Origin of the sequence: Halomonas kalidii, assembly GCF_030010475.1 — a bacterium.
In the GTDB taxonomy this organism is placed as follows: Bacteria; Pseudomonadota; Gammaproteobacteria; order Pseudomonadales; family Halomonadaceae; genus Halomonas; species Halomonas heilongjiangensis.
Genome location: NZ_JASCQN010000051.1, coordinates 18,710 through 41,221, shown reverse-complemented (window position 1 = coordinate 41,221; position 22,512 = coordinate 18,710). Strand labels below are relative to the sequence as shown.

The 22,512-nt window shown below is 62.8% G+C and carries 23 protein-coding genes; 12 read left to right on the top strand and 11 right to left on the bottom strand.

What is annotated here, in order from left to right; all coding sequences use genetic code 11:
• Positions 1–7: 7 nt before the first annotated feature.
• Positions 8–1,141, top strand: a complete 1,134-nt coding sequence (locus QLQ85_RS16795) for an aminoglycoside phosphotransferase family protein (protein WP_282740043.1) — start codon at positions 8–10, stop codon at positions 1,139–1,141.
• 90 nt (positions 1,142–1,231) lie between these two features.
• Here QLQ85_RS16795 and QLQ85_RS16790 read toward each other — a convergent pair whose 3' ends face one another.
• The 7 genes from QLQ85_RS16790 to QLQ85_RS16765 all read right to left on the bottom strand — a co-directional run bounded on the left by QLQ85_RS16790 (position 1,232) and on the right by QLQ85_RS16765 (position 9,455).
• Positions 1,232–1,879: an acyl-homoserine-lactone synthase gene (locus QLQ85_RS16790; RefSeq protein ID WP_282740042.1), complete on the bottom strand. Its 648-nt coding sequence runs from the start codon at positions 1,877–1,879 to the stop codon at positions 1,232–1,234.
• A gap of 282 nt (positions 1,880–2,161) precedes the next feature.
• Entirely contained in the window at positions 2,162–3,271 is a 1,110-nt protein-coding gene (locus QLQ85_RS16785) for a tryptophan 7-halogenase (RefSeq protein WP_282740041.1), read from the bottom strand.
• Positions 3,272–3,284: 13 nt separating this feature from the next.
• Positions 3,285–5,408, bottom strand: a complete 2,124-nt coding sequence (locus QLQ85_RS16780) for a LodA/GoxA family CTQ-dependent oxidase (protein WP_282740040.1) — start codon at positions 5,406–5,408, stop codon at positions 3,285–3,287.
• A 10-nt stretch (positions 5,409–5,418) separates the two neighbouring features.
• The gene (locus QLQ85_RS16775; protein WP_282740039.1) at positions 5,419–6,825 is read right to left on the bottom strand and encodes a hypothetical protein; all 1,407 of its coding nucleotides are present in this window, start codon (positions 6,823–6,825) and stop codon (positions 5,419–5,421) included.
• A 412-nt stretch (positions 6,826–7,237) separates the two neighbouring features.
• Complete coding sequence (locus QLQ85_RS16770; protein WP_282740038.1) at positions 7,238–7,942, bottom strand: LuxR family transcriptional regulator; 705 nt, start codon at positions 7,940–7,942, stop codon at positions 7,238–7,240.
• 176 nt (positions 7,943–8,118) lie between these two features.
• Positions 8,119–8,382 (bottom strand): hypothetical protein, encoded by a 264-nt coding sequence (locus QLQ85_RS22930; RefSeq protein ID WP_456070618.1) that lies wholly within the window; start codon positions 8,380–8,382, stop codon positions 8,119–8,121.
• A 146-nt stretch (positions 8,383–8,528) separates the two neighbouring features.
• Complete coding sequence (locus tag QLQ85_RS16765) at positions 8,529–9,455, bottom strand: DMT family transporter (RefSeq protein WP_282740037.1); 927 nt, start codon at positions 9,453–9,455, stop codon at positions 8,529–8,531.
• Positions 9,456–9,533: 78 nt separating this feature from the next.
• On the opposite strand from QLQ85_RS16765, the gene QLQ85_RS16760 reads away from it, so the two are divergent.
• Positions 9,534–10,454 carry a LysR family transcriptional regulator gene (locus QLQ85_RS16760; protein WP_282740036.1) on the top strand — a complete coding sequence of 307 codons (921 nt, stop codon included), beginning with the start codon at positions 9,534–9,536 and terminating at the stop codon, positions 10,452–10,454.
• A gap of 1 nt (position 10,455) precedes the next feature.
• Here QLQ85_RS16760 and QLQ85_RS16755 read toward each other — a convergent pair whose 3' ends face one another.
• The gene (locus QLQ85_RS16755) at positions 10,456–11,235 is read right to left on the bottom strand and encodes a DUF899 domain-containing protein (protein ID WP_282740035.1); all 780 of its coding nucleotides are present in this window, start codon (positions 11,233–11,235) and stop codon (positions 10,456–10,458) included.
• A gap of 94 nt (positions 11,236–11,329) precedes the next feature.
• Here QLQ85_RS16755 and QLQ85_RS16750 point away from each other — a divergent pair, with 94 nt between their 5' ends.
• The 4 genes from QLQ85_RS16750 to QLQ85_RS16735 all read left to right on the top strand — a co-directional run bounded on the left by QLQ85_RS16750 (position 11,330) and on the right by QLQ85_RS16735 (position 13,914).
• Positions 11,330–11,650 carry an ABC transporter permease gene (locus tag QLQ85_RS16750; protein WP_282740034.1) on the top strand — a complete coding sequence of 107 codons (321 nt, stop codon included), beginning with the start codon at positions 11,330–11,332 and terminating at the stop codon, positions 11,648–11,650.
• Positions 11,643–11,849, top strand: coding sequence for a P1 family peptidase (locus QLQ85_RS16745; protein ID WP_282740033.1), 207 nt, complete (start codon positions 11,643–11,645; stop codon positions 11,847–11,849). The genes QLQ85_RS16750 and QLQ85_RS16745 overlap by 8 nt, the downstream gene beginning before the upstream one ends.
• A gap of 352 nt (positions 11,850–12,201) precedes the next feature.
• Positions 12,202–12,501, top strand: coding sequence for a hypothetical protein (locus tag QLQ85_RS16740; protein WP_240569221.1), 300 nt, complete (start codon positions 12,202–12,204; stop codon positions 12,499–12,501).
• A 414-nt stretch (positions 12,502–12,915) separates the two neighbouring features.
• Positions 12,916–13,914: an NADP-dependent oxidoreductase gene (locus QLQ85_RS16735; protein ID WP_282723251.1), complete on the top strand. Its 999-nt coding sequence runs from the start codon at positions 12,916–12,918 to the stop codon at positions 13,912–13,914.
• Positions 13,915–14,039: 125 nt separating this feature from the next.
• Here the strand turns inward: QLQ85_RS16735 and QLQ85_RS16730 are convergent, their stop codons facing one another.
• Positions 14,040–14,654 (bottom strand): LysE family translocator, encoded by a 615-nt coding sequence (locus QLQ85_RS16730; protein WP_282740032.1) that lies wholly within the window; start codon positions 14,652–14,654, stop codon positions 14,040–14,042.
• A 612-nt stretch (positions 14,655–15,266) separates the two neighbouring features.
• Here QLQ85_RS16730 and QLQ85_RS16725 point away from each other — a divergent pair.
• From QLQ85_RS16725 to QLQ85_RS16700, 6 genes are all read left to right on the top strand, one after another.
• The gene (locus QLQ85_RS16725) at positions 15,267–15,755 is read left to right on the top strand and encodes a PAAR domain-containing protein (protein WP_282740031.1); all 489 of its coding nucleotides are present in this window, start codon (positions 15,267–15,269) and stop codon (positions 15,753–15,755) included.
• Positions 15,752–16,285 carry a hypothetical protein gene (locus tag QLQ85_RS16720; RefSeq protein WP_282740030.1) on the top strand — a complete coding sequence of 178 codons (534 nt, stop codon included), beginning with the start codon at positions 15,752–15,754 and terminating at the stop codon, positions 16,283–16,285. Before QLQ85_RS16725 ends, QLQ85_RS16720 begins: the two co-directional genes overlap by 4 nt.
• Entirely contained in the window at positions 16,282–16,842 is a 561-nt protein-coding gene (locus QLQ85_RS16715; RefSeq protein WP_240569226.1) for a tetratricopeptide repeat protein, read from the top strand. The genes QLQ85_RS16720 and QLQ85_RS16715 overlap by 4 nt, the downstream gene beginning before the upstream one ends.
• Before the next feature lie 58 nt (positions 16,843–16,900).
• Positions 16,901–17,266, top strand: coding sequence for a hypothetical protein (locus QLQ85_RS16710; RefSeq protein WP_282740029.1), 366 nt, complete (start codon positions 16,901–16,903; stop codon positions 17,264–17,266).
• Positions 17,267–17,443, top strand: a complete 177-nt coding sequence (locus tag QLQ85_RS16705) for a DUF1289 domain-containing protein (protein ID WP_282740028.1) — start codon at positions 17,267–17,269, stop codon at positions 17,441–17,443. It begins immediately after the preceding gene.
• Between the two features lie 282 nt (positions 17,444–17,725).
• Complete coding sequence (locus QLQ85_RS16700) at positions 17,726–18,967, top strand: NAD(P)/FAD-dependent oxidoreductase (RefSeq protein ID WP_240569229.1); 1,242 nt, start codon at positions 17,726–17,728, stop codon at positions 18,965–18,967.
• Between the two features lie 100 nt (positions 18,968–19,067).
• On the opposite strand, the gene QLQ85_RS16695 is transcribed toward QLQ85_RS16700, so the two are convergent.
• Positions 19,068–20,078 (bottom strand): hypothetical protein, encoded by a 1,011-nt coding sequence (locus tag QLQ85_RS16695; RefSeq protein WP_282740027.1) that lies wholly within the window; start codon positions 20,076–20,078, stop codon positions 19,068–19,070.
• A 299-nt stretch (positions 20,079–20,377) separates the two neighbouring features.
• Positions 20,378–22,369, bottom strand: coding sequence for an acetyl-CoA hydrolase/transferase C-terminal domain-containing protein (locus QLQ85_RS16690; RefSeq protein WP_282740026.1), 1,992 nt, complete (start codon positions 22,367–22,369; stop codon positions 20,378–20,380).
• Positions 22,370–22,512 lie beyond the last annotated feature (143 nt).

Genomic DNA, 22,512 nt, shown 5'->3' with positions numbered 1-22,512 from the left:
CGCGGCCATGTCATCGGTGAACGGTTATGTCGATCGCGTGTGGGCCGAGGGGGTAGCCGGCTGGAGCCTGGCCCCCCAGGTGCTGGTGTCGGTCAATGGCACCGCGCTTGGCAGCGTACCCTGCACGAACAGGCGGCCCGATGTGCAGGCGGAGGGGCTGTCGGCCGATGGCCGCGTCGGCTTCCGCGCCCCGCTCGCGCTCGCCAGCGGGGATATCGTGCGGGTGACCACGCCACAGGGCAGGCCGCTGCGCCATAGCCCCTGGCTCTACCTGTCGCCGGAATCCGAGGGCTGGCTGCCGGTGTCGCTGGCCTCTCGCCACCCGGAGTATGCCGAGATCGCGGTGCTCGCCGGGCAGCTGGCCTTGACGCGCTTCCGGCCGCTGTTTGGCCAGCCCGGCCAGGTGGCGGCGGTGAAGCTCGATGCCGGCGAAGGCCCGAGGGTAGCGTGTTTCGGCGTAGCGCCTCGCGATGCCGATCACCTCCAGCACTTCCATGAACGAGTGCTGACCCCCGCCGGCGTGGCCTGCCCGGCGCTGCACCATCGGGTAGGGCTCGGCAAGCGACAGGCGCTGATCTTCGATTTCTTCCCGGGGCGACCGCTGGATCGGCTCGGCCCGGGCTGGGAGGCGTGGCTGCCGGCCGTGATGGATGAGCTGGCGCGCCTGCAGCGATTCGGCGACCAGCATCGCCAACGCCTGCGGGCCCGTGCCGGCCGCAAGCGCCCCCTGCTCAACCGCCTGCTGCGCCGGGCCATGAGCGATGCCCTGCGCTGGGATCGCGCCCGCGGCGAGCGCCGCTTCCTGCTATGGCTGCTGGCCCGGCTGGCGCGCCTGCCGCGGGTGCTGTCGCACGGTGACCTGCATCGCGAGAACGCACTGGTGGATGCCGAGCGTGGCGACATCGCCCTGATCGACTGGGACCGCTGGGGCTACCTGCCCACCGGCTTCGATCTCGCCCTGCTGATGCGCGGCCTGCCGGGCGACACCGCCGAACACCTTGCCGGTGGCAGCCAGGCCCAGCGCCTCGGCGTGGTGGGCTTCACCTACCTCTTCCAGCGCCTCGATCGACCGGGCCTGGTCGATTCCGAGGAGGGCCGGGCGCTGCGCCGGCGCTGCCGGGAGTTGGCCGGGGTCGAGTAGAAGTGAGCCGCCCTCCCCCGTACGGCCGGACTTTTCGAATCCCCCTGCCGCCATTACCTTCTGTCCGCCGAGAAAGACACCTGGATACCTTCACGCCCGAACAGACAAACGAGATTCACCTTCTGCCATCGCGAAGACATCGCCGTGGATGTCGGATCTTTGTCGGATTGAATCTATTGTCACTTGAGAGACTTCGAACACCCCCGCTACCGTTTTCAAGCCATCATAGGCAACCGGCTCCCCAAGCCTATTGAAACGGCATCCGGCACGTCTCAAGATCCGCTCCACGAACAGGTCATAGACCGAAACCACATTGACGATGGCCGCATTCAGCGCGATCTCGAACAGCCCTACAAGCAGTTCGCCGGTAACAGTGTTCACCCCGGCTGCCATGTGATTTTTGGCCGCCGCAGTGTCCACACAGAACCTGGAGCTTTCCAATATCAAGGGATGCCGAATGATTCGCGCCCCTGTCATGGTGTCCGGGAACACGTCGGACAGCATATGAGGGCCGGTAGTAGGCAACAGGCGTAGCGATGCCAAGAGCTGTCCGCTCGGTGCGACTGACAGTACATAGAGCGGATTCATGGCATCGAACCGATCGATCTCTCTGTTATCTTTAACCTCAACAGACCAGCCACGACGCTCAAGAAAAGATTGAGCTCGCAAAATATACACCTGATCTACAAGATCGCCATGGGTGTGCCGAAGATTGTCAGCATAGTCGAACACTATCATCTTCCCATCCTCTTGAGAGATGGGTGAAAGCTATTTCTATTAATGATTGACAGCAATACGCAAGAAATTGAGTATGGATCAATTCAGAATACCTATCTACATCCCTTTAGCGACGACCTCAGGCTTGGTTACGGCTGATAATTTGATCTTGCCCAGTAATCGTGGATACCAGCGAACAGGTCAAGCTGCGCTTCGGTCAGGCAGGCATCTGCCCCGTTTCCGCAGATGGACGTCCATCTGCACAAGAATGCCAAGGATTCAGAAGCCTTTTTCACGAGGCTCTCAAACCAGGCGTTGACGCTCCTGCCAGAAAGCGGCGTCGGGCCAGCGGCGCTCCTGGGCATAGAGATAGCGGCGCATCTGGCGGAACTCCTCGTAGCGCTCCCGGATCTGGCGGCCGTAGACTTGCGCCGGGTCCGGGTCGTTGGCCTGCCAGCCGATAATGACATCGGCAGCGGCGAGGCCATCTTCCAGCGCCTTGTGGACTCCACGCGCCGTCAGTGGATCGAAGCGGGTAGCGGCGTCGCCGACGGCGAGCCAGCGCGCTCCCATCACCCGGTCCAGTCGGCCGGAAGGGGCCGGAGTGGCCTGCATGCGTGCCGGATGGAAGCCGTGGCCCTCCAGGTTCGAGGCGGTGTGGCGAGTGCCGGCGAGTAGCGTCAACCAGTACTGCCAGTCGTTGGCCCGCAGGCGACGCAGCTCAGGCAGGTCGCAGGCAAGGGCGATGCAGAGCTGGTCGTCGGGCAGGCTGGCACGATACCACCAGCCGTATTCCACCGCCTCGAGCAGGGTCAGGCGGCTGGCCGTGACTGCGGCGGGGCGGGTGAAGAAGCCATACACGCAGATCAACTGGTCTAGCTCCAGGAGCCTGGCCCCCAACTGCCGGGCGACCCGGGCATGGCCGCCACTGGCATCGATCAGATAGTCGGCATGCAGTAGCCGTTGTGCCGTGTTGTCGCGCAAGTGCAACCGGAAGCCGTTGGCACTCGCTTCCAGTGTCTGCAAGCGGGTTTTCGTGATCAGGTCGGCGCCCCGCCCCACGGCTTCGTCGGCAAGCCATCGCTCGAAACGCCGGCGGTCCAGGTGCCAGCCGCTGCCATGGGGGCTGCTGATGAAGTCGTTGTAGCCGAGTTGGTCGTCGCCCCAGGCGGAGCAGCTACCCAGGCAGGGATCGTGTCCCTGTTGCTGGAAGGCCACCCAGAGCCCGAGCCGGATGAGCAGGTCGCGGGTATCCGGCGGCAGGCTCTCACCGATGCGAGGTCGGCCGTAGTCGCCGGCCTCGATCAGGGTCACGCCGTCCAGGCCGCGCTGCAGCAGGGCCAGGGCGGCGGCACACCCCGCCGGGCCGCCACCGACGATGGCGACCCGACAGGCGGCATCCGACGCTGGCAAGGTCTTCGTCTTACTACAGATCATTGAACCGATCATTGGTCGACGATAGTTCATCGAACCGATCATTGGTCGTCGGTGCCACCGTGTTCGGCCAAGGCACCACCGGGTCACCGCCGTCGTCCAACTGGCTCTGCACCTCGAGGAAGTACTTGGCGCTGAACGGGCCGTGTTCGATGGCATCGATGGCACTGCCCTGGATCACCACGCCGATCTTGTGCCAGTTTCGCACCATGTCGATTTTCTCCTGGAAGCGGCCGACCTGGGCCGGATCGAAGGGGTTGGTCTTGGTCCCTTCGCCGCGAACCGAGAAGCGCTGCTGCTTGGGCAACTGGCTGCCGGTCATGTCCTTGGCGACGTACACCGCCACTGGGCGCTGTGCCGGCCAGGACCAGTACAGGGTGTTGCTGAAATGCGGTACCGGGTCCGGCTGGTGGGTGGCGCAGGAGTTGTAGTCGGTGTGCCAGGGCAGGGCCATGAACTTGGACGCGTCGCCGGGTTCCAGGCCGGGGCTGCCGGGGTGGGTGTCCACCGGGCTGCTGTCCTCCAGCGGATTGTTCTGGATGTTCGGCGTGTAGCCGGCGCTGAGGAACGCCTGGCCGGACGTCGCCCGGCTGTAGTCCAGGGGCTTGGGCTGGATGCGGAACGGGCCGGTACCGGAGGTCTGCCAGTCCTGCACGTAGAGCGCCGGGTCGCGGACGATGAAGGTGAGGTCGATGCCGGGGCTGAAGCGCCCGCCCAGGCAGTTGACCAGCACCGCCTTGTCCAGCTGCTCGCCGGCGTTGAGGTTCAGGGCGCCGTTCTGGCGGTACTGCTTGGCATTCCACTGCTGCAGGTAGAAGTATTGGGTCTTGCGCAGCACGAGGAAGGACTCACCGGCGTCGCCCAGGGACAGCGGCATGCGCCGGCTATCCTGTAGCTGCGACGGGTCGTTCGGGTTGCGGATGAAGCCCAGGCCGGCGAGGACGGTGGAGTCCGGGTCGGTGTCCGGCTGGATTTCGTCCACGGAGCCGTGGGCGGTGGTGCCGGTGACATTGAGGTTGGTGTTCCACATCTGCATGGCGGCGGCACGGAAGATGGGGAAGAGCTCGTCGCTGAAGGACGGCTGATAGCCGTCCTGGAACGTCCCGGCGGCGAACAGTTTGGGTCGCAGGCCCAGGTGACGCACCCAGATGTCGTGGATGTCGTCCCACAGGGACACGCTGTTGAGGGTCTGGGGCGCGTAGGCCGGATCGGTGGCGGTGACCCAGGCGTGCCCCTGCACCTGCTGGGTGCTGCCGTCGCTGAACTCCAGCACGGCATAGACCGGGCCATCGCTGCCATCGTCGAACCAGCCGTCGTTGTCGATATCGCTTTCCAGCGGGAAGGGGTTGCCATCGCTCTGCAGCATGCCGCAGGCCCGGCCGTAGCCGCCGGTGACGACCAGGCGGCCGTACTGGTCGGTCTGCAGTTCGCCCAGGGTGTCGATCGGGCCATTCGGGCAATCCAGCTGGAAGAAGTCGCCGGGAAAGGACTTCGGGTAGTCTGGCCATGGCTTCACATCCTTGGCGCCTTCCACATAACTGCTGGCGGTGATGCTCTGGTCGAAGGCGACCGGTGCGGCGTTTCTACCTTGAACGGTGCGCGGACCGGGATCGATGATCAGTTGGCGAAGACGGCTGGGCTCGTTGAGCAGTTGGCGACGATGGCTGGGCTCGTTGATGTCCGCGTCGAAGGGAGCGATGTTGTTGCGCGGTTTCGGGGTATTGCCATCCTTGTAGGCGTCGATGCCGTCGCTCTCGGGGATTTTGTACCAGTTGGCTTTCTTGTTGGCCAGGTGCACCGTCCAGACGATGTTGGTCACGGTCTTGCCGTCGATCTGGCTGCCGATGCGGATTTCCGTGCCATCGACGCCCATCGGATACCTTTCCGTGGTCTGGTCGGTGTAGGCGTAGATCTTGAAACGCGAGGCCTGGCGCTTGAGCGCGCCTTTGGCATCGCGCAAGTCGGACGAGGTGATGGTCTCGTCTTCGGTACCGGGTTTGATCGGCAGGCCGCCGCCGCGGGAAAGGGCCGCGGGGGTGCTGGGTTCCAGGTAGTACTCGGGGCTGTTGCCGACGCGGGCGAAGCCGATGGCCGGGTGGATGCGGAAGGTGCTCATGCTCGGCTCCTCATTGTTCGTTCTGCTGGGCCTGCAGCCAGGCCTGGTAGTTGACGATGAAGTGCGACAGGTTGAGGTGCTTGGCCGGGACGATCTGCCCCGAGTCGTCTACCGTCACCGTGTGAACGCCGGCGTTATGGCAGGCGAAGCAGTTGGCGTCCTGGGTGAAGGTCTCCATGGTGGTGTTGGCTAGATTGTGAGAGCCGCGAAATTGCGACTGCGCTTCGGCATCTAATGGCAAGAAGCCATTGGGGCCGGGGATCGCGCCGCTGCCAGTGGTCCACTGGGCGCCGACCAGCTGGTAGTTGGCCCAGACACTGTCGCCCAGTTGGCTGGCGACGCTGGCGTTGAGGCTCTTGATGTTGTCGATGTTCTGCGGGTCGCCGCCGCCGAACGGCACCTGGCGGCAGACGCTGACCGCCGTCAGCGGATTGTTCACGTCGAACTGGTTCTGTACCGCCAGCGGGCTCTCGGGGGTATACAGCGACCAGGCCAGGTCGCCGACCGGCGAAGCGCCGCCGCTGGGCACGGCGCTGCAGTCCGGCGCGTTGGCCTGGTGCTCGAAGGTCGCCCAGATGAATTCCGGGTGGTCCTTGACCACGCCCACCACGTGCATGCCGATCAGCGCCAGTTGGACGCGCATCTCCTGTTTCTGTTTGGTGTTGTCGGTGATCTTTCCGTCGACCACTTTCACCACGGGCACGGTCTGCTCCTCGGTGTGGAAGTAATCGCTGGCGCTGGGGATGAAGACCTGCTGTGGCTGACCGTCGTCACCGAGGATCGCCGCGATTCGCCAGGACAGCTTCAGTTCCAGGCTGTTGACCGGGAAATCCAGCATGGGGGATACGCTGGTCAGTGCGCTGAGATCATAGAGCCTTTTTTCCTTGACGAAATCCCAGAACTCCCGATTCAGCAGGCCGGTGTAGTAGACGACATTGCCGCCTTGGTCGACGAGAACCCCAGCGCCGGGTCCGGCCTGGAAGATGTCGACGTGGTCCGCCGTGTTTTGTGACTTGGCCACGCGGACGTGGATGTCCGGCTGTTCGTCTTCGCCTCGCCCCGGATACGCTTTGTCTTTCGGGCTGTGCCCGTCCTTCGGGAACAGGGCCTTGGGGGAGGCCAGGGTTTGGAAATTCAGCGGGGCGCCCTGTGCGTCGGAAGCGGGTCGACTGAGCCAGAGGAACATCTGGTAGGCCCACTGATGGAAGTCGCAATTGCTCACCTTGCTCACGTCGGGAAACTGGTTGCCGTCCGGGAAGGGAGTGTGCGGGAAACGGGACGAGAACCAGTCGTTCGGTGCCGTGCATTCGGATGATGCTGAAGCATCGTTGGCGGCGAGGCCCGGGGTGGAGAGGCTTGGCAGCAGTGACAGGGGCAACAGCCAGAGCCCCCTGCGGATGGAGTGGCGTATACGCATGGCTGTCCTTCCTTGTGCGGAGAGGCGATGAGCTTGTTAAAACAGGGATTAAGAGCGGCATGTCTTCAACGGGAAAGCACACCGATTCCCTGTTCGGGGATGGCTAGCCTCTGGATGATGTTTAACGGAGAGAAGCTGGTGATTGCCACGAGCGCCCCCCGCGCCATTTTGTCTACCTGCGCTGTCTTTTTAGAGATAGGTGAATACTAGTTCGGCTTATGATTGCCAGCAGTACCCAATAAATTGAGTATTGACCAGGCGGACTCTATGGCCATGTGCAACACCTGGCCCATCAGGTAGCGGATTACCATGCCCCTTGCTATCGCCAGCTCACTGCCGAAGGCCGTGTCGCACGCGCGACACGGCCCGGACACTCTTCACAAGAGTGTTGCGGTTGGAGTTTGAGACCACCCTAATGCAGAAGCCCTATCCGCATCGCTTTGGCGATGGCCTGAGGCTTGGTTGTGGCTGATAATTTGACTGCTGCGTTTCTCAGGTAGAAGTTCGCGGTATTCTCGGTGATCCCCAGTATCTTGGCCGTTTCCCACGCTGTCTTTCCCTCAGCTGCCCACCTGATAACGGATAGCTCGCGCGCGGAAAGCGTCACATTGGGGGCAACCTGCTCTATTCCCCGCAACTCAAGGATCCTGAGATGGAACATGTAAGCGAAGAGTGCCAGGTCACCTAGATGGGTCTCTTTGAAGCACTCCCAGTCCTTACTTGGCAGACTGCTGTTGACGGAAAACATGGCTCTTTCGCCATGGGCACCTCGAATTGGAAATGACACCCCCTGACGGCTCACGCCAAATTCCCGGGCTACGCTGAAGAACTCCCTTAGCCTCCTCACGGTATATGGCCGCGAGTTCCAGTCGAATGGCAAAACACCCGACAATCCCTGGATAATTGCAGGATCGATGCGATGATACCGCTTGTTGAAATAGTGCCTCGCCCACTCCGAAGAGTATGTTGTCACGTCCAGGGGTTTGTTATCGCTCTCCCTAGGCAATGAGATGCCGAGGTAAGCAAAGTTCGTCACCTCGTCGCGTGCGGTCAACGATTTCAAGAAACTGCGCGCTTCATCAATAGTCTTGAATGATGGTGGGTTCTCAAGGCGCATCGTAGACCTCCCATCCTGTTTTGTTACATCTTATTTTCGGGCACTCTGTCGTCGATGTCATTCTAGTAGATGACTGTTGCGCTTGTCGGCGGATCACCACGCTACCGGCTCTGCAGCGGTTAACACCGTACTCCGGGGCGAGGTGCCGCGTTAACGGAACCAGGGGGCATTTGAAGTCAAGGCGCTTCGATCCCTCGCACTGAGTCGCGAGCTAGCCGCCGTTCGCGAAGAAAGACGTAGAGCCCCGAGGCGACGATGATCGACGTGCCCAGCGGTAGAACGGCGGCCCAGCCGAATGCCTCCCAACTCGGCCGGATGACGATCATCGCCCCGAGCAGACCGACCGCCACCGCGACCAGTCGCCGTGCGCCTACCGATTCGCGCAGGAACAGGGCTGAAAATAGGGTCAGGATCAGCGGTTCGACGAAAAAGATGGTAATGGCGTTGGCCGTTGGATCGCCGGCGTGCCTTCATGGGGTTGCCGGTTGCGCTCATGGGATCGCCTTGTTTTTCGCGAATGCGAAGCCGTTAGGACTATATCGTGGAATGCCGGAGTGCAGGGAGCCTTCCCGCGATAGGCTGCGCATCAGGCATTACGGAAGACTCTTCTGAAGAGGGCCATCCAGAGCCAACGGCCAGGCGCGTGGCCGGCGAGGGTCAGTGCGACGCCCACGCCGATCAGCGTCGCCGAGGCGAGGTCTCGAGCGCCCGCCGCCTCGTCCAGGGCGACCACGCCGAGGCCCAGGGTCACCAGCGGAATCAGGGCCGGGAGGGTCGCGCCCACGACCGGCCCGAGCAACTCCCTGGAGCGGTTGAAGGCGAAAACCGCGACGACGCTGACGAACACGCCCTGGAATACCGCCTGCATCATGATGTCGGGCATCGGGGCGACGGGCAGTTGCGTGGGCAGGGCCGCGACGTAGACCGGCAGGTAGAGGATGGCGGAGCCCACGGCGACGATGGCGGTGGCGTGCAGGGCCGGGATGCCGGCCCGGCGGACGACCAGCGCGTACCCCGCCCACATCACTCCGGTGAAGATCAGGATCAGATGGCCGACCGACGCCGTCTCCGCCCCTGGCACACCCGCGAAGAAAGACGCACCGACCAGGATCGCCACGACCCCGACGACCCGTGCAGGACCGATCCCGTCGCCGAAGAGCCTCCAGCCCAGCAGCACGGAGACGACCGCCATTATCCCGGGATTGAGGGAGCCGGCCGCCGATGCCGGCGCGGTTCCCAGGCCGAGCGAGATGAGCAGGATATACGGCGCGCCGAACCCGACCACCATGGCCAGGACTCCTCCCACCCCCAATCGCTCCAGGGCAAAGCCGCGCCGGCAGATGACCGGCGCCAGGAGCAACGCGGCGACACCGACGCGAAGCGCGGTCAGGTCGTAGGCATTCAGGCTCGTCGTCACGCCGAGCCGCAGCATGACCAGCGACCCGGACCAGATGACGATGGCGGTCGCGGCCCAGACAAGACCGAGCACGCGCGCTTTCGGTAACGGTGACATTGCCACTCCTTTCGGCTTCGTTTCCGATAGGAGCGTAGGCTTTGACCGATGTTGAGAAAAACGATATGTTCTTACTAAATGAATCAGAAAAACTCAACTAACCGGCCGAGCGGCGAGCCGCATCCCGCCACCCGGACGCTCAATCTAGACGCCGCCCGAACCTTCGTTGCGATCTGCGAAACGGGGAGTTTTCGGCGCGCCGCGGCGCGTGTGAACCGCTCGCCCTCGGCGGTCAGTCTGCAGGTCGGCAAGCTGGAAGAGCAGCTCGGCGTCCGGCTGCTGCATCGCGATGCGCGCCGCGTCCGCCTGACCGACCAGGGAGAAGTGCTGCTCGGCTTCGCGCGGCGTCTGGTCGGGATCAGCGACGAGGCGATGGCGGTGTTCCACGGCTCACCGTTGTCCGGGAGCCTGCGTCTCGCCGCTCCCCATGACCTCGGTGTTTCCCTGGTGCCGGGGTTGCTCCGACGCCTGGCCGAAACGCATCCACGGATTCGCGTGGACGTCCGGCTCGACTCCAGTGAAGCGGTGCAACGTCTCTTCGTGGAGGGCGATGCCAATCTCGCCCTGTTCAACGAGGCAGGCTCACCGCTGGTCCCGGCGCGGGATCTCTTTTCCGAAGAGCTCCGCTGGTTGATGCGAGACGGCGGCCGTGCCGTGGAGCAAGATCCCCTGCCGCTTGCCGTGGCCGAGATCGGCTGTGCCTGGCGCGACGCCGCCCTCGGCGCCTTGGAGGGGGTCGGGCGGGCCTATCGGATTGCCTACTCCAGCGACACCTCGATGGGCCAGGTCGCGGCCCTGCGCGCGGACCTCGCGGTGGCCGCCCTGCCCGGCTCGCTTGTCGACCGCGATCTCGTCGAGGTGCCGGAGCATTGGGGCCTGCCGCCGTTGGGCCGGACCCACATCTATCTGGCCGATGACGGCAGCGACACGGCCAAGGCGTTCGCCGCTCTGATCACGCCCGATCTACGCTCTATCACGCCAACTCCCCCCACCACCTGACTCAACGCTTGTCGTACTCATCGTGGCGGCGCCACCAGACGCCCGCCGTCTCATTGCGCCCCCTGGGCGCGCGGTCGAGCCACTGGTACATGCCCCACAGGCCGTCCAGTCCGCGCGCATAGGTGGAATAGGTGTGATAGATGACACCATCCTCGAGCGCGAATGCGCTCATGCCCGGCCTATCGCGCTGGAACGTGGCCGAGTCGGTTCCACACATGGCGGCGATCTGGTCCTCCGCCCCTTCGCTGCCTTCCTGGCCCGCGCGCCACTCAATCACCACCGGCTCGTGCTGGTAGTTGTATTCGATGCCCCCCTCACGCTGCTGCTGCTCGGAGAACCACACATTGAAGTCGCCGTTGAAGTCGCTGCCATGCGAGGACGCCCAGGGAAAGGTCCAGCCCAATCGCCGTTTGTACGCCTGCAACTTTTCGAGTGGCGCCCGCGACACCGCCCACAGCATCACATCGTGGTTGGCCAGGTGAACCGCAAAGCCGTTGAAGCTGTCCGCGATCGATGAGCAGGAGGGACAGCCCGCCTCGTAGTCGGGTCCGAACATGAAATGGTAAACGAGGAGCTGCGAACGCCCTCGGAAGAGATCCGCCAACGAGGCGCTCCCTTCGTCGGTCTCGAACCGGTATTTCTTGTCGACCCGCACCCACGGCAGCTCCTGCCGCCACCGCGCCAGTTCGTCGCTGCGCCGCGTGAGATCCTTCTCGCCCTCGAGCAGTTCAAGTCGTGCGGCCAGCCACTCTTCGCGTGTTCCGGTCTTGTGTGTCGTCATCGTCTTGCCCTCCCTTCGTCAGATATCGAGGTCATGGGACAAACGTAGTGCCGGATGACCGAACGGTGGGAGTAACAAGTGTGACGGGATTCCGATGGGCTTACCGATCACGGCCGCAGCCCGTGCACTGACGGCGGATGACCCCCTCGGCGTCATCGGCGGCGCGATGCTCGCCTTTATCATCTCGATGGACGACCTGGTGATCACCTATTTCATCTCCGGCGTCGATTCCACCACCTTGCCGGTATTCATCTACGGCCTGATCCGCCGCGGCATCAAGCCCGAGATCAATGCCATCGCCACCCTGCTGCTGCTCTCCTCCCTGGCGATCGCCGCCATCGGCCTCTACCTGCGCAACAAGCTGCACTCCGCCACGCCAGCCACCCCCGACAAGACCGATCATGCCAATGACTAAGACCACTCTTCCGCCGCGCCGCGGCCGTGATCTCGGCCTGCCGTTTCCCGGTACCCCGGGGCCGAACAACGGCATGATCTGCTACGAGTACAAGGGCGGCACCGGCACCGCCTCGCGACGCCTCAGCGTCGACGGTCGGGGCTACACCCTGATCGAGCTGGTCACGGGGCAGCGCAGCCGGAAGCGGTTGGCGAGATAGGAGACAAGATCAGCGTAGGCATTCGAACCAATGGTGGCGGCCCTGACCGGTTCACTTATCGACCACGATCTCGTCGAAGTCCCGGAGCATTGGGGCCTGCCGCGAACTCGTGCAGAAAGTCGGCGCACTGGCCAAGAACTGGCAACGCCTGATCGGCAATAACGGAAGCCATCGGGATGCCGAGGGTGTGTCAGCGCACCGACACCGATCGCAGGCAACGCTATCTTGAACCTACCCCGCTTCTCGATGACTCCATGGCGAGGTTCGGGCGGCGATATCCGCCATCCACAGGAGCAGGGTTCATGAACAAGCACCAAGCCGACGGTAAAAGGAATGAGGAGTACCAGACGAAATGAAGTACAACCCGATGGACATGATGGTCGCATGGATGAAGGTCGCATCTTCCTACAACATGATGATGCTTTCTGCCGCTGAGGTGATCGCCCGTCGCACCATGATGATGGCCAGCGGCGCCATGACCGCCCCCGAAGCCATGGGCATGGTGATGGAGAAGGCGACGATTTACGCCACAGCGTCCGAGCGAGCAGCAGTGGCGGCGGCCAATGGTGCCGACCCCGCGCGAATCACCGCGGCGGCGCTGAAGCCATACAGCACCAAGACGCAATCCAACGTCCGCAAGCTGCGCAGCTGAACGGCGCCACCTCCTCCCGCGGCGATCGCGGCCGAGGAGGCCCTCAAGGCAATACCGCCACCCGGAGTGATCCGCAAGTGGCGGTTTTTAAACTATTATCCTGTCCAAGTATCAGAATGCGAACCTACCGCCCTTGCCTCTCGCAAGAGCGAAACTGCAAGCACTACTGCCCCTGATTACCACAACCAAGCCAGGTGTTGCCCTGGTCATCGATGGGGAAAATCACCCCCCCTTAGGTGATCAAGCTCATCCGCGGATCCATACGGCCACCTACCAGCCTGTGCCCTATCAATAGCAACACCATAGCGGGCAGACGAGATTCAGTGCCACAGGATCAGCAACAATGAGGACCTGTCCCTCTTTTCTCCGCTGCCCTAAACTGGCGTGTTCATCGTCATATGAAGGAGAAACACCATGCAGTCACGCTACTTCTCCATCCACGACTTTCCCCAGGGCACGCCGAACCGCGAGCTGTTCGAGCTGCACGAGACCGAGCTTCCCGCCCTGGCCGAGGGCGAGGTGCGCATCCGCAACACCTGGCTGTCGGTGGACCCCTACATGCGCGGGCGCATGAGCGGGGTGAAGACCTACGTCGACCCCTTCGTCATCGGCGAGCCGCTGGAAGGCGCCGCGGTGGGCGAGGTGATCGAGTCCCGCGACTCCCGCCTGGCCGTGGGCGACAAGGTGCGGCACATGGCCGGCTGGCGAGACATCGCCCAGCTTCCGGGTGACCAGGTGGAGCCGCTGCCAAGCATCGAGGTACCCGAACAGGCCTACCTCGGCGTGCTCGGCATGCCGGGCATGACCGCCTGGACCGGGCTGAACCGGATCGCCGAGATGCGCGACGGCGACAACGTGCTGGTCAGCGCTGCCAGCGGCGCGGTGGGCTCGCTGGCCGTTCAACTGGCCAAGGCCCGGGGTGGCACCGTGGTGGGCATCGCCGGAGCACCCGAGAAACTCGAGTGGCTGGAATCCCACGGCATCAAGGCGGTGAGCTACCGCGATCGTGATACCCGACAGCTCACCGAAGCACTCACTGCCGCCTGCCCCGAAGGCTTCGATGTCTACTACGAGAACGTCGGCGGCGTCTGCCTGGAAGCGGCCCTCAACACCCTGCGTACCGGCGGCCGTATCGCCGTGTGCGGGATGATCGCCCACTACAACGCCGAGGAGCCGGCACCGGGGCCGAGCAACCTCGCGATGCTGCTGATCCGGCGCCTGCGCATGCAGGGCTTCATCATCTTCGATCACTGGGCCGACTATCCGCGCTTCCTGGAAGAGGTCGGCCCGCGGGTCGCCCGGGGCGAGATCGACTACACGGAAACCGTCGAAGAGGGGCTGGAGCGCACGCCGGACGCCTTCCTTGCACTGTTCGAAGGCGCCAATACCGGCAAGATGCTGGTGCGGCTGTAACCGCGTCCCTCAATGAGCCGGCGCTGCGATCGTACTGTCTGATGCAGACCTCATGGGGTGATGGCCACTCCTTCAAGGCATCCAGTGCCGAGGGCACCTAGGCGGCGATCCATCGTCCATGCCCCTCAGGGTCGACGCATGGCGGCGACCAGGGCGCTTGCCCCGATCAGGCTGCCGGCACCGGTGCGGTGCAGGATACGGCGAAGCCGGGCACTCAGCAGCTGGCCGCCGGTGGTGGCCAGGAAGGTGTAGGCGAGATCGCTGAGCACGCCGATGACCAGGAAGGTCGAGAACAGGATGGCCAACTGCGGCAACAGGGGCTGGTGCGGTGTCACGAACTGGGGCATGAAGGCCATGAAGAAGGCCAGGCTCTTGGGATTCAGCGCGGTGACGAGAAACGCCTTGGCCGTGCCGAGCCGGATGTCCGTGCCCGAAGGCTTCAGATCGCCCAGTCGGCCGGCCTCGCGCCACATCCTGATGCCCAGGTAGAGCAGATAGGCGGCCCCGACCCACTTCAGTACCTGGAACAGTTCGGCGGAGCTCATCAGGAGCGCGCCCACCCCGGCGAACGACAGGGTCATGGCCAGCAGGTCACCCACGAAGAAGCCCGGCAACATGGCCAGGGCGGCCCGCCGCCCACGGTTGACCCCGGTGGCGACCAGCAGGGCCACGGCGGGGCCGGGGGAAACGATGATCAACAGCGAGGCCAGGCAGAAGGAGAGCCAGAGTTCCAACGGCATAACGCGTTCCTCATGCGACGTTCAGTGGGTCATGTCCGTGACGATCGGCAAATGAACATGCTCATGAAGGATCACTGCCGCCATATGGAAAAGCAACACGGCCATCAGGAGGTTGAAGCGGATGAGCCGGCGCGGGGTGGTGATCCGTCGGCCGGGCCCCCGAGGGTGCGTTTACGTCGATCCGCCGCGGATGGCATTGAGGCGCTCGGGATCGGGGCCGTCCCTGAGGTATCCCCAGAAATATTTCTGGCATTATCAACATGTTCGGCATGGATGGATGGCAGGCTGCCAGCGTTGCCGGTCCCTATGGGGTCGGACCCCGGCGGCGTCGAATCCGCTCGCAAGGCGCACCATGATGGGCTTCGTGACTTGGTTGGGGTCTGACCCCATAGGGGCAGCCTCGGCGCCTTTTTCGGCGCACAAGCGATCAACGTCGAGCAAAATGTGGGGATTCGTCAGGGGCCGTCCCTCAGGTCCTGCGCCTGCGATCGCACCAGTGTGGACAATCGCTTACATACGCGTAAGAGATGTGTGGCGATCGCTCCAACGGGTGGCACGGCCATAGACAAAGCTCATAAACTCGCCACATCGCGATGGAGCAAGGAATCTCCCATGGATCTAGCGAAGATCGGCGACAAGGTGGCCTGCTCCTGCAAGGGCGGGCCGCATCGCATCGTTTCCGGTGCGTCCATGGCCCAGGTGGATGGCATTCCCATCGCCCGGGTCGGTGACAAGAGCTCCTGCGGTGCCACCATCACCGCCGGGGTGGCCTGGTATGCCGTGGAGGGCTCGCCTGCGGCCATACATGGCAGCGCCACTTCCTGCGGCGGTCAGGTCATTACCGGCTGCAGCACCGAGGTCGGCTCGCCTCGTGCGGCGGCTGCCAGCCTGCTCACCGAGCTGCCCAAGCGCTACAACGAGCGCTTTCGCCTCGTCGACGCCACCGGCAAGCCCGTCGCCGGCATGGAGTATCTCATCGTGCGGCAGGGTGGCGAGCAGATCCGCGGCGTCAGCGACGCCCAGGGCCTGACACGCCTGGTGCCCGACCACGACAAGCCCGAGAACCTCCAGGTCTACATCAAGGGGAGCCAGCCGGCATGAGCGAAGCACCTACCCGCCCCACTGCAGACGGCTACACGCTGCTCGGCGACTTTCTCTCCACGCTGACCACCGAAACCGAGCCGAAGGACATCGAAGTACCTGCGCTGAAGTATCGCGAGTTCTCCGAGCCCTTCTACAAGGTCAGGCCCGATTACCTGCTCGTGGAAGGGGTAGGCGTTCACGCCTCCTATAACCTGCGCGGGCATGTGACACTACGCGGCGATACGTTGAGCGTTAGCGCCATGGGCAGAACCGCTGCCAGCCGGCTCGGTTCCGTCGATTGGTTCGTTTCGGCCGCACTGCGCGATGGTATGCAGGAAATCGCCAAGCAGGATCTCGCCAGGGGAGGCGTTGCCGCCTGGCCAGAAGATGACTTCGAGCCCATCGGCCATGTTACCTTCACCCTGCCCATGCCGCCCCGCCGCCTGACGCTACAACTCATTGGCGGCTACTTCTTCTCCAGTGGCTCGGGGCACCTGGCTTCCGGCACGTCAGAAATCGGCTTCGAGATCGAGGTAGAAGCGCAGTGAAGAAAATCCTGTTCATCTCGATTGCCGCCCTGCTGCTCACTGCCTGCTCACCGGTCAACGGCGAGCCACCGGCGCATTACCTGGAGCGTGCCGGCGCCGCCCTCGTCGAAGCACGCGGCGATACGCAGCAGCTCGAAGAAGTGCTCACGATCTACGAGGAAGGACTGGAACGACACCCCAACGATCCCGCGTTGCTCAACAGCCGTGCACAGCTCCTCGCCAGCCTCGGCCGGTATGAGGAAGCCAAGGACGACCTGGATGAGCTGCAGGAAGGGGAACTGCACAAGGAAGGAATGCTGCTGCGCTGCATGGTGCACGAGCGCCTGGAAGGAGCCACGGCAGAAGCCCTGGCCTGTTACGAGGAAGTGGAGAACGCCTACGCCAGCGAGGCGAGTGCCCCCCCGGATGCCAATCACATCCTGGCGGCCCGCCTGGCCGAATCGCCCGAGGCCGAAGCGCTATTGCTGGAGTGGCAAGCCAGCGAAAACGCTGACCCGATGTTGGGGGAAATGCTGAAGATGGAGCGGGAGGAGATGATTCGGCAGTTTTTACCGTAAGCTGCACGACCTATGGTGCCGAGCGCTACCGTGGCAGGCAGAACAGTTTGGAGAGTGAATGATTGCCAAGAAAGAACGCGGCAAGATGGAGCGACGATTGACCGCTTCACTGACCCACGCCTGCGAGCATGCCAAGCCTCTGCTGCCCGGCTTTAGCTGGCTGACACACGAGGTCGACTACCAGCGCTTTCCCGAGAGCCTGGTGGTCACCTGGGTGTTCGATACCCACCCCAACCTGGCGAATGCCCTGAAGGGCGATGCCCGACGCCACATTGATGACCTGACCGCCGAGGCATTGGCCGAGGCCGGCCTCGATGTCGGCGACGTCTCGCGGCATCTCGATTTCGACAGCGAAGAAGCGTGCCAGCGGGAACACGGCGGCGACTGGCAGCGTCGGCTACGCAGCAAGCCAACGAGGCATTGAATGGCGAAGAAGATCGAAAGCCCCTGTGTCTCCGTTTGCCAACTGTCAGGAGGCCTGTGCACCGGCTGCGGCCGCACGGTGGAAGAGATACGCCACTGGAAAGCCATGAAGCGGCCGGAGAAGATGAAAACGGTGAAGCGCGCCGAAGAGCGCATGAAGAAGATCCCGCGTGATTGAATCCACTTAGCAAAGGCGCGCCGTCGGGGCGAAGACCTCGGCAAGCGGGTGCGCCGACTACGTACCGAGCAGGCACTGGACAACCCCAGGAGTACGGAGCGGCAATTATTCTATCTCTCCTTCATTTTTCCGAACAATAATTCTGCCTTTTGAGCTTACTATAGAACCATCATCTTAATTATCAGCGCATATCCGATTTTCTGGGAAGCGCTGCTAAACTCCTTGCTTGACAGGCTCTGCCCCGCGGCGGAGCTTTCTGTATCCATCGGCAGGGAGACCTTCATGACCCGCAATATCATCGTTCTTGGTGCCGGCATGGTCGGCGTTTCAGTGGCCTGGCATCTAGTGCGTCGCGGTCATGACGTCACGCTGGTGGACCGCCGCGAGCCGGGGCTCGAGACCTCCTTCGGCAATGCCGGCATCATCCAGCGCGAGGCGGTGCGCCCCTACGCTTTCCCCCGTGATGTCGGCACCCTGCTGCGGGTGCTGCCTAACCGCAAGGTGGATATCCGCTACCGCCCCACCGGCATGATGAACGCGGCGGGCCCGCTGCTGAACTACTGGCTGAACTCGAGCGGTAAGCGCTACGAGCGCATAGTAAACGAGTGGGCGTCACTGATCATGCGCTGCCAGGATGCCCACGCGCCGATGATCGAGGCCGCCGGCGCCGAGGCGCTGGTGCGCAAGGGCGGCTGGCTGGAGCTTTACCGCACCCGCAAGGAGTTCGAGGAGCGCCAGGAAATGGCCAGGGAGAACCACGAGCGCTTCGGGGTCGAGTATGAGGTGCTTGACGCCGAGGCGCTCTACGCCAAGGAGCCGTATCTGGGCAAGGGGCTGATCGGGGCGATCCACTGGACGCAGCCCTGGATGGTCTCGGACCCGGGCGGCTTGGTGCAGGCCTACGCCCGCAGCTTTGTGGAACAGGGCGGCCGCGTGATGCAGGCCAGCGTCGAGGACGTGCTCCAGGTAGAGGGCGGCTGGCGAGTCAAGACCAGCGAGGGGGCCCTGGAGGCAGATGAGGTGGTGGTGGCCCTGGGGCCCTGGGCCGGAGAACAGCTGGCGAGGCTGGGCACGAAAGTGCCGCTGTTCGTGAAGCGCGGCTACCACATGCACTACTCCGCGGAAGAGGGAGCCAAGCTCAACCACTGGGTGATGGATGCCGAAAAGGGCTTCCTGCTCGAGCCGATGCGCGCCGGGATTCGCCTGACCACCGGCGCCGAGCTTGCCGACCTGGACTCGCCGCCCCAGTACAAGCAGTTGGCCGCCGCCGAGAAGGTGGCACGCAAGCTGTTCCCGCTGGGCAAGCGTCGCGACGGCCAGCCCTGGAAAGGGGCCCGGCCCTGCCTGCCCGACATGAAGCCGGTGATCGGCCCGGCCCCCGACAAGGCGGGGCTGTGGCTCGCCTTCGGCCACGGCCACCAGGGCTTTACCCTGGGCCCGGCTACCGGTGAGCTGCTTGCCCAGATGATGGATGGCGAAGAACCCGCGGTGGACATGGCCCCGTTCCGCGTCGACCGCTTCTGAGTGTGAAGTAATACGAAAGCGGGCGCCCTTGAGGCGCCCGTTTTATGAAGCTTCAGTACTGATTGGACTGGTGTTCGATAGCCGAGGCACTCCGGGGGCGTCAGGTATCGATCTGCGGTGAAGTGGCAGGTCCCTGCGCTGATGATTCCGCCATTTCCATCTCTGCAGAGGAAAGCTGTTTCGAGGGATTGGTTAGCAAATAAATATGAGCGGCAATGCTGATAGGCCACAGGCTGAGACCGATTGTTTTGGCCAGTAGAAACAGCCACCCACTATCATAAAACTCGTTTATTGCCAGCCATACCGTACCGCCTCCGATGACGACTGTCAGGCCTATCCCCCAGCATAAAATTGCCACCGTAGCATCGGTGAAACTGTTCAATCGCTTGGCGATTAGCTTGAGAATCCAGATGCCCCCCAGCACTCCCAATAGCAGTAAGAAAAAACCACCGGTCTTTAACGTTGAATCGGCTGCCCAATAATAACCCATAACTGATGGGTTGTTGAGACGCCAAAATATGATGCTAATAATTGCGACGCCCATCACGCTGATCACCAAGTGGGCTAACAGGTAGCGGCGCAAGAAGGTCAGGCAGTCCAGCTGTTTTTCCGAAGGCATATCCGGCCGCTGTCGCAAGAGCGCATGTGACGGCTCGACATCGCGAAGAGAGCGTAACGTGAAACCCATGAGCAGTGCCACGATACCTATTATTGCCAGCACCACTATCGTTAGTAGTGGGTACCCGAGGTGCTCCTCCATACCATTCGACATCGCCCAATTGATCATTGAGGCCATAGCCCCTAATGAGTAAGTGCCGACCCCGGCGAGGCCACCCAGAACCCAGCCGAAGGCGTTAACACCCACTATGACGTACAGAGCGATCAATACGAGATCCATCGAGACGTGCGGCGTAAAATAGCTAACCCAAAAGAAAGCTTCAGGATAGAATCTTGGTGTCATGTCCCATAAGAAACGGTCTTGGCTCATAAGAAACGCACCACCTAACTGCAGGCTTAATAGCAAGTAGGCAGCCAGCCAGTAGCGGTGCCGATCCAGGCGCGGCTCGCTCATCGAGCGGAGCCAATAAAGTTCTTTCAAGATGTGAAACATATCCTTCCCTAGAATTTACGGTAACGTTAGAGGAGCTTAGCTTTAGGCTAAATCACTTCGCGAAAACCACTCCCACTCAATCGTCGCGGGCGGCTTTCTGATAGTATCCATGGCGCCGTTAGGCCATTCCACAGAGACGCGCATGGATTTTAAGCAGTCAGACCGCTAAGCCGCAACAACCCCGTTTCCTCGTTGTTGCGGCAGCCTGCTTGGCCCACCTCATCCATCACATGTAGGCCGCCGCCAAATACCTCTATTTGCGCACAGATTTCATCGTGCCTGCTAACTCGCTTGACCCACTAACTCGATCGCAGCGCCTGCAGCACCAGCCGCCGCTCCAGGTGTTCGTTCCAGCCGGTGGGCCGATCCAGCTCGAGCCGGGCCAGCAGCGACTGTTCAGCGTCGTTGGCTTGGCCTATGCCCAGTGCACCCAGCAGGGCTTTCAGCTTGCCGCGCCGGGTGGCAGTGCGCGCTTTGAGCTGTTTGAGGGCCTTGCCCAGGGTCAGCTCGTCGTCGGTGAAGTCGGTGCCGAACGGAAAACGGGGAAAGACCTGCTCACCCCCCATCTGCTCAAAGTGCTGCGCCAAGCGCTGCGGAGTATTGTCCTGCCAGTGCGCGGGAATCTCGAAGTCGGCGGCCACTTTACCGGCGTCCTTGGCCTGCGCCAGCAGCTCGGACTGAAAACGCGCATCGGCAATGGCGATCAACGCCAGGTATACCTGCTCATCAGACCGACCGCGCAAATCGGCGATACCGTATTCGGTCAGAACGATATCGCGCAGATGGCGGGGTATGGTGCAGTGGCCGTAGCTGAACAGAATATTGGACTGGGTTTCGCCGCCGCTCTCGCGGGTACTGCGCAAGGTAATGACCGAGCGCGCACCGCTCAGCTCGTGGGCCATGGCGACAAAATTGTACTGCCCGCCCACACCACTGATCACCCGGCCATCTTCCAGGCCGTCGGAGACCACCGCCCCATCGAGCGTGCACAGCATGGCAGAGTTGATGAACCGCGCATGCTGGCGCTGGGCCACCTTGAGCCGTTGATTTCCGAAGCAGTGATCGTAGAGATCATTGATGTAGTTGACGCTGGTCATGTTGATGCGCGCGCGCTCGGCGTCGGACAGCGCGTGCAGCTTGTCGTAGAAACGCCGTGGCCCCAGATAAAAGCCGCCGTGCATCACCACACCCTTGGCCGCACTGGGGTGGTCGCTGCTCTCGGGGTCGATCTCGCCCCGGTTGATCGCTTCCTGAAAGTCGGCGTCCGCAAAGACCTGGCGCTTGAGCACCCCGCCTTCCATCAGGTAGATAAACCCATCCGCCATCATCTCGCTGCAGCCATAAAGCCCCTGGCTGAAGGACTGGATGTCGCCCCACTGCTCGGCCACCGGAAACCGCTGGGCCACCTGCAGGTCCCGGTAAATCGCTTGCCAGCGGGCATTGTCCCGCTGACGCAACAAGGTGCTGTGCACCAGCGCCGCCCCCAGAGAACCGATGCCGATTTGCAGCGTGCCGGCATCCTTCAGCAAACAGCTGGCGTAGAAGCCGATCAGGTGATCTTCCGGCGAGATGGGCGTCTGGGGCGCGCTGAACAGCGGGTAGTCGGTGCCCGGGTTTTCCAACAGCAGGTCGAAGTCGGTACGCGCTAGCGCCGCGTCATTGCCCATATACGGCAGGTGCTGATTGGTTTCCGCGACACAAACGGTGGCATAGGGCTGTGCGCGCAGCCGGGGCAACAGATCCAGGGTCAGGTCCGGGTTGCAGCTCAGGCTCACCGTCTCGCCCCGCTCATCGGGCGCCACCAACTGACCGATCACATTGATGCCCTGGGCCATTAAATCTCGCAACGCGTGGGTGTAGTTGGTGCAGATATAACGGCGCTGCTGGTCGGCATTGTTTTTCAGGTTGCCGGCCTGGAAAAAGAATTCCGACACCGTGACATTGTCCGGCAGGCGGTTGGCCTGGGCATCCCGGGCATAGGCCAGCTCGGGGATATCGCCGTACAGGCGCTCGACAAAAGGCCCCAGGAAACGCCGCTCCAGGGAGGAGCTGCCCGCCGGTGCCAGCAAGGAGAGAGCGGTGACGATATGCAGCTTGATCGTCGGGTCGCGCTGGGCGCGGGCATAGAGGGCATTCACAAAACGCCGGGGTTTACCCAACCCCAGCGGCAGCCCCAACACAATGTTCTTGCCCACGCGATCGATGACCTGATCCACGCACGCCTCAGCGTCCTGATAACTCACCGGCTCGGCCATAGGCTGAACCCCATCCTTGGCTTCGATACGCTTCAAGCTAGCACATGGGGACAGCCACCGAATGGCGACACCCGTTGAACACCCGGCTCCCCGAGCCTGCCCATCGAAGCCCATCCGGCTACTTCTTTTTGAGCGGTTCAGGTAGCGTGGCTTCTGGTAGAGGTGTTGGAGTTGGAGAG